The 12,940-nt window shown below is 47.5% G+C and carries 8 protein-coding genes and 1 riboswitch; of the genes, 6 read left to right on the forward strand and 2 right to left on the reverse strand.

Annotated elements, in window-relative coordinates:
* From A3750_RS04690 to A3750_RS04710, 5 genes are all read left to right on the forward strand, one after another.
* The coding region (locus A3750_RS04690) for an Ig-like domain-containing protein (RefSeq protein ID WP_156498405.1) at positions 1-3,074 on the forward strand (3,074 nt) is incomplete at its 5' end.
* Positions 3,075-3,234: 160 nt separating this feature from the next.
* On the forward strand, positions 3,235-5,136 hold the full coding sequence (locus tag A3750_RS04695; protein ID WP_068464585.1) for a type I secretion system permease/ATPase: 1,902 nt from the start codon (positions 3,235-3,237) through the stop codon (positions 5,134-5,136).
* Positions 5,133-6,464 carry an HlyD family type I secretion periplasmic adaptor subunit gene (locus A3750_RS04700; protein ID WP_068452988.1) on the forward strand — a complete coding sequence of 444 codons (1,332 nt, stop codon included), beginning with the start codon at positions 5,133-5,135 and terminating at the stop codon, positions 6,462-6,464. Before A3750_RS04695 ends, A3750_RS04700 begins: the two co-directional genes overlap by 4 nt.
* Before the next feature lie 123 nt (positions 6,465-6,587).
* Positions 6,588-6,719: riboswitch (TPP riboswitch) on the forward strand.
* A gap of 55 nt (positions 6,720-6,774) precedes the next feature.
* Positions 6,775-8,688, forward strand: coding sequence for a phosphomethylpyrimidine synthase ThiC (gene thiC / locus A3750_RS04705; RefSeq protein ID WP_068452991.1), 1,914 nt, complete (start codon positions 6,775-6,777; stop codon positions 8,686-8,688).
* A gap of 132 nt (positions 8,689-8,820) precedes the next feature.
* Entirely contained in the window at positions 8,821-9,756 is a 936-nt protein-coding gene (locus tag A3750_RS04710) for a LysR family transcriptional regulator (RefSeq protein ID WP_068452994.1), read from the forward strand.
* Between the two features lie 101 nt (positions 9,757-9,857).
* Here A3750_RS04710 and A3750_RS04715 read toward each other — a convergent pair whose 3' ends face one another.
* Positions 9,858-10,691, reverse strand: coding sequence for a MipA/OmpV family protein (locus A3750_RS04715; RefSeq protein ID WP_068453001.1), 834 nt, complete (start codon positions 10,689-10,691; stop codon positions 9,858-9,860).
* An 86-nt stretch (positions 10,692-10,777) separates the two neighbouring features.
* Positions 10,778-12,373 carry a response regulator gene (locus A3750_RS04720; protein WP_197474893.1) on the reverse strand — a complete coding sequence of 532 codons (1,596 nt, stop codon included), beginning with the start codon at positions 12,371-12,373 and terminating at the stop codon, positions 10,778-10,780.
* Positions 12,374-12,402: 29 nt separating this feature from the next.
* Between A3750_RS04720 and A3750_RS04725 the strand changes: the two genes are divergently transcribed.
* Positions 12,403-12,940, forward strand: a 538-nt coding sequence (locus A3750_RS04725) for an ATP-binding protein (RefSeq protein WP_231871713.1), incomplete at its 3' end; no start/stop codon positions are given.

The following is a 12,940-nucleotide window of genomic DNA, read 5'->3' on the forward strand; positions in this document are numbered from 1 at the left end:
GAATCGAAACCCCTATCGGGTTCGGCTTGCTTGCAAATGATTTTGATGCTGAAGGGCGTACCGAAACTGAGTTGGAGATAGTTGCTGTTAATGGGCAAGCTCTTGTTAACGGTGAGATTTCAGTCATAGGCGACAATGGAGGTGTGTTCACGATCAAGAGTGATGGCACTCTTGATGTCGATGCGTCTGCTGGGTTTGAGCTTCTCAGAGGCGGAGAGGTTGTTGACTCTTCGGTTACCTATACAGTATCTGATGGCACTACAACTGGTGATGCAGTCGTAACAGTCCAAGTGACAGGGCGGAATGGAGACGCGATCTCTGGTCAAAACGATTTCTACAACGGTGTATCTCAGAACGACACGCTTTCGGTTGGTAGTGGCGACATATTTCTCAATGACTGGAGTTTTGATAACACATTTAACGTTCACGCGGGTTATGTTGGGCAATCTATTTCTGGCTCTCGAGGTGGTGAGTTTACGATTGAACAAGATGGTAGTTTTACTTTCGACACAGACGGTGATTTTGCCTACCTAGCAGAAGGCCAAACGACGACGACGTCCATCGCTTATAGAATAGAGAACGATCTTGGTGAAACGCCTTACTATCCATCGTGGGATTGGGCTGAATACCTAACAGTTGAAATCACCGGAGTAAATGATGCAGCGACAGCGGTCGATGACTTCTATGAGACTGCGGCTGGCGAGGTTAGCTTATTGGCGGCAATAGAATCTTACGATACAGGTTTGGTCATTAATAACACCGTTTTGCTGAACGACCATGATGTTGACCGTGATCCGCTAATTGTTACAGCGATCAATGGCCAGGCTCTGGTTAATGGTACGTTGAGCGTGGCTGGTGACAACGGGGGACTGTTTACTTTAACCGAGAACGGCACATTAACGTTCGACGGAACAGGTGGCGCGGTTGGTGCTTTAAACGAAGGCGAAACGATTACCACCGCGGTCACTTACACTGTTTCAGATGAAAAAGGGAGCACCGATGAGGCGACGATTTCTGTAGACGTAGTTGGTGTAAACGACGCGCCAACCGCTGTTGACGATAATTTAGGTGTTGTTTATCGCGGCGGTTCCATAACCCTGGACGTGGCAGATCTGATTGGTAATGACTTTGATCCAGATAATGGTTCTACCATTGAGCTGAACTCACTTATCGCTGGTACTAAGGGTTTGCTGACGCAGCGCACTAGTCAATTGATCTGGAGCACAAATAATGACTTTGCTTATTTAAACGATGGTCAGACGGAAGATGTCACCTTTGGCTATACCATCAAGGACGAGCTTGGTTTGGTCAGCAATCAAGGTACGGTAACGATCACCGTTGACGGAACTAATGTCGACCCTGTCGCGGTCGATGATTTGGTATACAAAATCAACGGCGGAGACAACAAAACCCTTGCAGAGGTTTCGCCTGTTCTAGGGCAGGATCTCGATCTAACAGTTTTGGGAAATGACCGCGACGGTAATAATGACGATCTAATCGTCACCGAGTTAAATGGTCAAGCCCTTGTCGCTGGAGAGCTCACTATCGCGGGTGACAGCGGTGGTACCTTTACTGTCTTAGAAGATGGAACCATGTCTTTTGATGCTTCGACCAGTGACTTTGACCTCTTGCGAAAAGGTACGAGCTTAGTCTCGTCGATTGAGTACACGGTTTCAGACCAATTTGGTGGGCTAGATACTGGCACAATTTCTGTAGAAGTTGTGGGTGTGGTAGACAACACTCCGGTCGATGCAATCGATGATTCGGTTAGTGTGTCAGCGGGAACAACGACACCAGTCACTATCGATGTTCTTACAAATGATGTAGACCCGAACATCGGCGATACTTTCTCGATTATCGGAGTCGATGTTTCGGGCTTAATCGGTGAACTCGTTGATAATGGTGATGGTACGTTTGATTTTTCCGCAAATGCTCAGCCAAATGCCCTGGCTGATGGTGAGGCTGGACAAACAAGCTTTGATTACACGATAGAAGGAATCGATGGCACGTTAGACACGGCGACTGTCACGATCGATTTCGTAGGGGTAAATGATGCGCCAGAGGCTTTGGTAGACGAAGTTGAAGTTGGAGCGGATGGCTCGTTAGTCCTAAACGTAGCTGATTTACTTCTAAATGACATCGATATTGATAACGGCGATACCGTTAGTTTTGTTGGCTTAGGCGATCTGACTGATACGCAAGGCACTGTTGTTGACAATGGAGACGGCACTCTTTCATATGATACGAATGGTTTGTTTGAGAGTTTAGCTCAAGATGAGACGACGACTGATCAAATTGCCTATATTATCACCGACTCTGCAGGCCTTCAGGCAGAGGGGGATATCAATGTCACGGTTAGGGGGCTTAACGCGGCGCCAGTTGCTGTTGATGATAGCGGTCTCTCCGTAGATGTAGGTCAGGACTTGATTATCAACAGTGCGGATTTGCTTGCGAATGATACAGATCCGGATAATGGTGCTGTACTTACAGTTGTTGGTTTTGAGACGCCATCTCAAGGCAGTATTGTAGATAATGGCGACGGAACGTTTACCTTTAGTACTCCACAAAATTTGTCAATGGCACAAGGGGAGTCTTATGTTAGCTCGCTGACCTATACGGTTGAAGATGAACTAGGTGCTAGTAGTTCGGCTAGTTTTTCCGTAACGGTCAATGGTGTTAATGATGGTCCTGTGGCTGGGGCTTATAATGTTCTGAATTCGGGGGAAGCCGATGTCGTAACAATTGACGTTGCTGATTTACTCGGGCTTGTTTCCGACCCTGATAATGGAGCGTTGATCACTTTCGACGGATTAAGCTTCGAAAATGTTTTTTCATACCGCGATGTAAATAGTACTGGCGTCAATGACACCGATGCTAGCACGCTAGAGGGTAATGTTTCATATGACAGCCTTAACCAACTCGTTACTTATGATCCGGCTGGTGGCTTTGATTCCTTAACGAGTACTGGACGTGGCATTGAAACTTTTCATTATCAAGTCTCCGACGAATTCGGCACACAAGCTACGGGCTCTATTACAATCAACATTATTGGCAGTGACGACCCCATCGTCTAAACCTTGACCAAAGGCAGCCTTTACGCCGAACGAAGGCTGCTTTAATCAACAAGGAAGAGTCCTGATCGGACGGAATCCCTAGCAAAGGAATGCTAGCAAAATAATATAATAATAAGGCCTCAGGATGAGGCTGAATTTAATAAGAATGCAGTTGTAGTTAATGAATAGCAAAACAGTACTTGATTCAAGCATCGAACACATTAGACGCTCCCTTAGGAGCGTTTTTGTGTTTTCGTTCTTCGCAAATTTACTACTCCTAACCTCGCCACTGTTTATGCTGCAAGTGTACGACCGAGTTCTGCTTTCGCGTAGCTCGGAGACCTTGCTCGGCCTTCTCGCTGTGGCGGTTTTAGCGTTGGTTATTCTTTATGTGCTTGAGGTTGTGCGTAACCGAGCACTAACCCGAGTCGCTGCTGGTTTCGATCGTGATATTGCGATTCCGGTTTTCACTTCACTGTTGGCGCGGTCTTCGTCAAGCCAGCCGGTGGGCGATTTAAATACGGTTCGCCAGTTTATCTCATCTCCTTTTGTGCTTACCCTGTTCGATATGCCGTGGATGCCCATTTATCTTGCATGCGTCTATCTACTTCACCCTATGCTTGGGCATATCGCACTGGGTGCCGTGGTGATTTTGTTTGTCGTTGCCTTGTTGAATGATCGCATGACACGTATGCAGCATGAAAAGGCAGGGCAGTTCTTCGGCGGCGCGAGCCGCTTCGCAGAACACAGTGTGCGCCACAAAGATGCCGTACTTGGTATGGGTATGTCGAAAGCGTTAAGCGACGAGTGGCATGGAATGCAAAAAGGCGGTTTGGGTTTTACCGGCGTTGCTGCAGATACTAATGCGGCTTTATCTTCCTTTGCTAAAGTGTTCCGCCAATTTATCCAGGTCGCGATTCTTGCTATGGGCGCATATCTAACTATTCAAGATTTGAGTACCGCTGGCGTAATGATCGCAGCGTCGATTATCGCTGCGCGTGCTTTAGCGCCTGTAGAGCAAAGCATTCAAGGCTGGCGTAATCTAAGTAAAGCACGCGAGTCTTATTCGCGCCTTAAGGAGTTTATGGCCCCGTATGAAGCGAGTGGCAATGCAACGCAATTGCCCGAGCTACAAGGCCAGATAAGTTTGCAAAATGTGTTTGCCCATCCAGCACTGGATGCTAAGCCAGAACAGGGTGAGGAGCCGTTAATACGCAATGTCTCTTTTAACATTGCGCAAGGCACCATTCTTGGTATCGCTGGCCCATCAGGCTCGGGCAAATCAACGCTCGTACGGCTTATGGCGGGAGTCCTGCCAGCGATGCGCGGTAAAGTGCGCGTTGATGGAGCAGAGCTAACAGAAGAAGCACGCGATCAGTTTGCGCAGAAGGTTGGGTATCTACCTCAAGAAGTTGAATTATTCTCTGGCACAATAAAAGAAAACATCGCGCGGTTCACTGAAGCTGACGATGCCAGCATCGTAAAGGCTGCCCAGATGGCAGGTGCGCACGAGCTAATACTCTCACTTAAAGAGGGGTACGACACCAAGATCGGTGCCGGTGGTGTGAATTTATCCGGCGGCCAAAAACAGCGGGTCGGCTTGGCCCGTGCGCTTTTTGGAGAGCCGCGGATTGTTTATCTCGATGAGCCAAATTCTAATTTGGACGAGCCGGGCACGCTGGCGCTCACACGCGCAATTCAAATGCTTAAAGCAGGCGGTGCGACGGTTGTGCTGATCGCTCACCACCCTCGCTTGTTTATGTTGAGCGAGAACTTGTTGGTTCTTAATCAGGGTGTCATGGAGCGTTTCGGACCAACGAAAGAGGTGTTAGAGGCGCTTAAGCAAGCGACGGCTGCAACCAAAGGAACCGACACTTCGACGACAGCAAAGCCTCAGCGCAAAACCAAAGAGAAGCCTGACTACAATCAAATTAATCGCCCAATAAGCTCGCTTAAGTCAGCTCTATCAGTAAGCAGCAACGTAAAAGCCGGCGGAAACAGTCCGGATGCCTTGGCAGACGATCAGGTAGAGGGCCTGGTCAAAGATCAGTTGGATGAAAAAGAAAGTGGTGAAAACAAATGAAGATAATCCCAGCGCCACCCGTCAAATACGATCTTAACAAACTTAACCTCGTTGGCTTTGCGACGCTTTTATTTGGACTAGGCGGTTTCCTGTTGTGGGCGGTGCTCACACCACTTAATAGCGCTGTGGTCGCACAAGGTTCCATTCAGGTACTAAGCCAGAACAAGCAAATTCAGCATCTCGAAGGTGGAATTGTAGAGCAGATTTTTGTTCAAGAGAACCAAGAAGTGCAGGCCGGCGACGTGCTGTTGCGCTTGGATCAGACATTCGCCGGGGCGGAGCATCAACGGCAATTGATGCAAAGTTACGAGCTCGAAATTCGCGAGGCCATACTTTTGGCCAAAAGAGACATGGAGCAGTCAGTTAATTTGCCCAATATTTCGGATGAGCGTTTGCCCGAAGGCTGGTTAGCAGATCAAAGCGCAACAGCTGAACGCTTGTATGGCTTGGCATTAAATAACCTAGAAAGTGAAATCGCCATTGCTGATAAGCGCCTATCGCAACTCAAACAGCAAAGCCTAGGTTTAGAGCGTGAACGTCAGGCAAAAGTCGCGCAACTTGGGTTCATGGAAGATGAGATCGAATCTTGGAAAGGCATGGTTGAAAAGAAGCTTGCCAACAAACTGCGTTTTTTAGAGATTCAAAGCGAGGCAGCTGAACTTAGAGGCATTATTGCTAAAACCGAAGCACAACAGGCAGAGGTTCAGGTAAAAATCGGAGAAGTGGAGTTAGAACGGCTGCAAGCGCAGCAGCGTTTCCAGGAACAAGCAGCAACAGAGTTGCGCGATATACAGTTTAGCTTGAAAGATATACGCGAGCAGTTGGCTACCTCTGCAAATATTTTAAGGCGCGTAGATATAAGGGCGCCTGTTGATGGCACTGTAACTGGTTTGAAGGTTCAGACGCTTGGCGCGGTAGTGAGGCCGGGGGATTTGATCATGGAGGTCGTACCGGTTCGAGAAACGCTTATTGTTGAATCACGTATTTCTCCGACTGACGTAGACAAGGTTTACAAAGGAATGAATGCGCGGGTTCGGCTATCGTCTTTCAAGCAGCATGAGATGCCAGAGCTTGAAGGGTTGGTTGAGTCTATTTCGGCCGATGTGTTTGAGGATGAGCGAGCGCAAACACAGTATTATGTTGCTCGAATAGAGCTTCATGGCTTTATTGGAAATGACCATGAACAGCTAGATAGTAAAGGAGGCTTACAAACAATTCAGCCAGGGATGCCGACAGAAGTAATGATCATTACGGGCAACTCGACCCCAGCGCAGTATTTGATGGAGCCACTGCTGAACTCGTTTAACAGAGCGTGGCGCGATTCATAATTTGGATTGTCCTTGTCCTTGTCCTTGTCCTTGTCCTTGTCATTGTCGTTTTCAGTTTATCGGAGCTTCGGCTCCGTTTTTCGTTTTGGTAATTGCGTTCTTAGTTATGCAGGCATACACTCTATCAATCTGTCGGGGAGCTTTTGGTCGTATAAAAGCTGAGACTGCCAGCCTATCGAGCTATTAGTGCAAAAGGCAGGACCCGTTGAACCTGATATGGTTAATACCAGCGTAGGGAACAGTGTGCTTGCTTCGATTTCTACCTCTCGTAATTCGCCCGCACTGTACTCTACCTCAACACGGAGTGCGCATGAGCGAACAATCACAAAGCCCGGCCAAAGCGGCAAAAATCACCGACGCAAACATCAGTAAAACCGCAAAAGTAGACGAGCTTTCGACTACGCCTTTTCCTGCTTCTACAAAGATCTATGTCAAAGGCAGTCGTGACGATATTCAGGTTGCGATGCGTGAAATAGCGTTGACGCCAACTAAGTTGCAGGACGGTACGGAAGAGCCAAATGCGCCTGTTCGTGTTTACGATACCTCTGGCCCTTATACCGACCCGAATAAAGAAATTGATGTACGGCTTGGATTAAGTCCCTTAAGAGAAAAGTGGATTCTTGAGCGTAATGATACAGAGTTACTTGAAGGCTTTAGCTCTGAGTATGCAAATGTTCGTGATCAAAACCTGACGCTAGAAGGCCTCCGCTTTGAATACAAGCGTCAGCCGCGCAAGGCAAAAGCAGGCCAAAATGTCTCGCAAATGCACTACGCGCGTAAAGGGATTATTACACCAGAAATGGAATACATTGCGATTCGTGAAAACCTCGCTTTACAAGAGCATGAGCTAGACCAGGCCATTGCACAGCAACATCCGGGACAAAGCTTTGGCGCATCGATTCCAAAGATTATTACACCTGAATTTGTTCGAGATGAAGTCGCACGCGGCCGGGCGGTAATTCCAAACAACATTAACCACCCTGAAACAGAGCCAATGATTATTGGTCGTAACTTTCGTACAAAAGTGAACGCGAATATTGGCAACTCAGCGGTGACATCATCCATTCAGGAAGAGGTCGAGAAAACAGTTTGGTCGACTCGATGGGGCGCAGATACCGTAATGGATTTGAGCACCGGCGAGAACATCCATGAAACGCGTGAGTGGATTATTCGTAATTCGTCAGTACCGATTGGTACAGTGCCAATTTACCAAGCGTTAGAAAAATGCGGCGGAATTGCTGAAGACCTTACGTGGGAGCTTTATCGCGATACGCTGATTGAGCAGGCAGAGCAGGGCGTTGATTACTTCACGATCCACGCTGGCGTGTTGCTGCGTTACGTGCCAATGACGGCAAAGCGTGTGACAGGGATTGTGAGTCGAGGAGGTTCCATCATGGCTAAGTGGTGCCTTGCGCATCATAAAGAGAACTTCCTTTATACGCATTTCGAAGAGATCTGCGAGATCATGAAGGCCTACGATGTGTGCTTCTCTCTGGGTGACGGTTTACGGCCAGGTTCGATTGCGGATGCGAATGATGAGGCACAGTTTTCTGAGCTACGCACGCTGGGTGAGTTAACCAAGATTGCATGGAAGCACGACGTGCAAACCTTCATTGAGGGCCCCGGGCATGTGCCTATGCACATGATTAAAGAAAACATGGAAGAGCAACTTGAGCATTGTGGAGAGGCCCCGTTCTATACACTTGGGCCACTGACTACTGATATTGCACCGGGCTATGACCACTTTACATCCGGTATTGGTGCAGCACTCATTGGTTGGTACGGTTGCGCTATGCTGTGTTACGTGACACCAAAAGAGCATTTGGGTTTGCCGAATAAAGATGACGTGAAACAAGGATTGATCACTTATAAGATCGCGGCACATGCGGCTGATTTAGCCAAGGGGCATCCAGGGGCGCAGATTCATGACAACGCCATGAGTAAAGCGCGTTTTGAATTCCGTTGGGAGGATCAGTTTAATTTGGCGATTGACCCAGACACGGCTCGAGCGTATCACGATGAAACGCTACCAAAAGACTCTGCCAAGGTCGCGCATTTTTGCTCCATGTGTGGTCCTAAGTTTTGTTCGATGAAAATCTCACAAGATGTTAGAGATTACGCCGATGAGCAAGAAGCCAAGGCACTTGAGCAAGCCAAGCAGGGCATGGACGAAATGTCGGACAAGTTTAAGCAGGAAGGAAGCGAAATTTACCACGAAGTTTGAATCTATATGACGTGATATCTGGAGGTCAGATTCAGGCCTAGTCTGGCCTCCAGTGACTTTTTGCCCCATAGCTACTATCTATTTTTTTACGACGAGGTATACTTTCCGCGAATAGTATTTCAAAGGTTTATTATGGATATAGCGCGGATTGATCTGAACTTATTAGTTCATCTGGATGTCCTTTTGCGAGAGCAAAACGTGACGAAAGCAGCCAATCACCTTGGCATCACTCAGCCAGCAATGAGCAACGGGTTAAAAAGGCTTCGTAACTTATTTAATGACCCTCTTCTCGTTAGAACCAGTGATGGTATGGCACCAACAGAGCTTGCGTTAACACTGAAGCCTCAGGTCCGCGAGATCCTATCTAAAGTCGAACGCGTCGTTCAGCCTGAACGCAGTTTTGACCTTCAATCTGAACGCGTGTTTCGTATTATGGCAAGCGACTATGCCGAGTCGACGCTTATTCCTGAAGTGCTAAGTGAAGTTCGTCGTCAGGCGCCGCTTGTTACCCTTGATGTCCTGACTCCGAGCGATGTGTCTTTTGAAGATGTAGAGCAGGGTAGAGTTGACATGGCGATCAATCGCTTTGATACGCTACCCCAGTCATTCCATTCTAAAACGATCTGGGGTGACAGTTTCTCTTGCTTGATGTCACCCGAAAATCCGGTGCTCGAGAACTTTGATCTTGATGCTTACAAAGGCGCGTCTCATATATGGGTCAGCAAGACGGGATTTGGTGTAGGTGTTGGGATAAACCCGCAGGACGTGCAACGCTTGGGCTGGGTTGACGAAGCTTTAAATAAAATTGGCGGTAAGCGCAATATTCGCGTGTTCACGCGTCATTATCAGGTGGCGATGTTGTTAGCTCAGCAACCAGATCTGATTGCGACACTACCAACGCGAGCGGCAAATCTAAAAAGTGAGAGTGCTAAACTAGTCGTGAAAACGCCCCCGTTTGAAATTCCGGATTTTGAACTGAAAATGGCTTGGAGCCCTTTACTTCAGCACAATGCAGGCCACAAATGGTTGAGGGGCGTAATCGCGGAAGTATCCGAAAAGATGCGTTAGTTTCTTTTGATGATCTAACTAAAAAACGAAGGGTTGCCCTTCGTTTTTTAGTTTAAGCAGTGATAACTTTCAAAAGCACTATCGAAAGCACTATCAAAATCCTAGAGCCGGTACTCAACACCGAGACGAAACGTATAACGCGCAGTGTCTTCGACTAATGAAGAGTTATTTACCTCACCGAGAACTTCTTCCCAAGCGGCATATGCAACGCCAATTAAATTGGGCGTGTAGGCCTTTTTGATCCATATGTCGACACCCAAATGACCACTATTAGCTCCTTCAAACAGAGGGCGAAATTCGGCAAATTCAACTTCGTCGATATCCGGCCTGCCGTTGGCTTGCACGATTGCTAGACCTCGGTCGTTATCTGCGCCCGATATGCCGTAGTAGTAGTCATTAAATGCGGAGCTATAGTAATGAACAAAGATGCTGGGCGTGATGCTTAGTCTGTTCGGGTTTCCGCTAGGGCGAGCGAGTCTTAGGGTGTTGTGCATGCCACCATGCTTTCCGGAGAAATCTTTGTAATATTCCCACGTGATATCTCCAACTGGAGAGAAATAAGTGTATAGAAAGCCTGCTTCTACTGCTTTATCCCGGTTTTCTATGCCGACGTAGATATCTTTACTCTCTTCGCTAATGTCGTTTACGTCTAAATAAAAATCGTTTTGAGATGCAATCAGCGCGACCTCAATATTCTCACCTCGATAACCGGTCCATCCAACGACTTTGTCTTTAATAAAAAAGTCACCGAAGCTCGCATCTATAAGAGGGTAGGGCTCGACATAACCATCTTGGCCGTAATAAATGCCCGAATGGTAGGTTGCTCCGAGACCAAAAGAATTAGACTGTTCGGCAAGGGCGCTCGGAATGACAAAAGCAGATAGAGAACAAAGTAAGAGAAAAGTTCGCAAGCATTGGACAGTGGCAAGCTTCATCAATGATCCATCATAGTTCGTACAAAGCGCAATATTCTATCGTTAGTAGTCGTGAATAAATGCGAACCTGATTGCGCTTTTTAGGATCAGGAAGCTTTAAGCGCCGTATATTCACGAAGCAAAAGAAATAGTTGCTCACTTTCCTGTTGTAGTTGTGGGAGTATGGATGAAAAGCGGTCTGAACGGCCCTCCTTAGCATCTGTTTCAAGCTGTTGCGCGAGCTTGCTTACCTGCGCAGCGCTGATGTTGAGACTTGCACCTTTGATTGTATGCGCCAAGTACGAGATCTGCTCCATATCTTTATCTTCCACTGCGTTTGAAAGCTGCTCTACATGCGGTGGAGTGTCTGCAAGGTATGCGTCGATGACGCGACAAAGCAAATCCTCGCGTCCAATGGTGCGCTCCAGTGCAGCCGCTTTATCCCATACCTCTGTCGGCACTGCTTTCTCATTGCTATTACTCATATCGCTTCGCTCTTCTTTGCTTTGCGTGGGCTTTGTTTCTCGTTGAGTGTCTTCGGTTTTCTCTATATCAACAGGGTGGTGAGATAGTGATTTATCTTTCGATGCTTCATCTTCTCGATTCTCTCCAGCCTCATTGGCCCAATAGGCAACTTTTTGCTCTAAAATCTGTGTGTCTATTGGCTTGCTGATGTAGTCAGACATCCCGGCATCAAGACATTTCTCTCGATCACCTGCGATTGCGTTTGCTGTCATGGCAATGATTGGGATATTTTGATTAGAGGTTCCACATTCTCCATTACGGATGTGCCTCGTTGCCTCATACCCATCCATTTCTGGCATTTGGCAATCCATGAACACCAAATGATAAGGCGCATCCTTTTTTAACGTTTCAATGGCTTCCTTGCCATGATTTGCCACTTTAACATCAAGCCCAAGGTCTTCGAGCAATGTAACAGCCAATACTTGGTTGATAGGATTATCTTCGACCAGTAAGGCATGCAGACCTTTGTAGTTCTTTGGGATGTCTGAAGGTTCTTCTTGTTTCGGGTCGGCTTCGCTTCTGTTCGAGCTTAAAGTTAAGAGTGCGTCGCGCAGCTCGTTAGGCGTGACGGGCTTAGGGAAATAACCATCCACCGGCATGGTGCTTAGATCTGTCCCATTTTGTAGGTCTGAAAGGCGAGTAAGTAGGCATAACTTGATCGCCGGGTTGCATGAGTGCTCTCTGATTTCAGCGCTAAACTCATTTGCATCTAGCGCCGGTATCCCAGCGCTTATTAACACGATATCAAAGTGTTTAGAGCGAATTTCAGATAAGAGTGAGTCTGGCTCGCAGAATTGCGATGATTCAACCCCCCATTTGCCGAGCTGTCGCTTTACGCTTTCGAGGCAAGGTGCCGTCGCATCAAGGTGAGCAACCGAAATCTCTGAAAATTCGCTATGCTCGGCCGCTTTTGGCTGGCTCTTCGCAAGCTCAGCGGCGAACTTGAAGGTAAACTCACTCCCCCTCCCAATCTCACTGGTAACAGTTATATCGCCGTCCAATAATTCGGCGAGCTGTTTACAGATCGTTAGCCCCAAACCGGTTCCGCCAAATTTACGGGTTGTAGATGCGTCAACTTGGGAGAAGGCATCAAAAATCACATTAACTCGATCTTTGGGGATGCCAACGCCGGTGTCTTTTATTGTTATTTCACAGATACATTTGCCATCTTCATTCACGCTNGTTGAGTCATGAGATTCGCACGCCAATGAACGGCATTTTGGGCATGCTCGGGCTGCTTGAATCGACAACACTAAATAAAGAGCAAGACCAACATGTGCGGTTAGCCAAATCGAGCGCCGATGCATTACTCGTCTTGATCAATGACATACTCGATTTTTCCAAGATCGAAGCAGGCAAGCTCTCTTTGGAGCAGGTAGGCTTTGATATCGGAAATTTGGTTGCCGATATTGCAAGCAGCGTTGCCTGCGTTGCCGAAGACAAGCAGCTAGAGATTGTGCTCGACATCTCCGATGTCTCTGATCGTGGCATAGTTGGTGACCCGGGCAGAACCCGCCAGATACTCAATAACCTTATTGGTAACGCGATTAAGTTTACCAATCATGGCCATGTGCTTATTTCAGCCACAACAAGCGTGAATGAAGATGGCAAATGTATCTGTGAAATAACAATAAAAGACACCGGCGTTGGCATCCCCAAAGATCGAGTTAATGTGATTTTTGATGCCTTCTCCCAAGTTGACGCATCTACAACCCGTAAATTTGGCGGAACCGGTTTGGGGCTAA

This window comes from Oleiphilus sp. HI0079 (genome assembly GCF_001635105.1).

Excerpts from the sequence above, each read along its gene's own strand:
- A3750_RS04695 (WP_068464585.1), top strand. The coding sequence starts at position 3,235 with ATGAATAGCAAAACAGTACTTGATTCAAGCATCGAACACATTAGACGC.
- A3750_RS04700 (WP_068452988.1), top strand. The coding sequence starts at position 5,133 with ATGAAGATAATCCCAGCGCCACCCGTCAAATACGATCTTAACAAACTT.
- thiC (WP_068452991.1), top strand. The coding sequence starts at position 6,775 with ATGAGCGAACAATCACAAAGCCCGGCCAAAGCGGCAAAAATCACCGAC.
- A3750_RS04710 (WP_068452994.1), top strand. The coding sequence starts at position 8,821 with ATGGATATAGCGCGGATTGATCTGAACTTATTAGTTCATCTGGATGTC.
- A3750_RS04715 (WP_068453001.1), bottom strand. The coding sequence starts at position 10,691 with ATGAAGCTTGCCACTGTCCAATGCTTGCGAACTTTTCTCTTACTTTGT.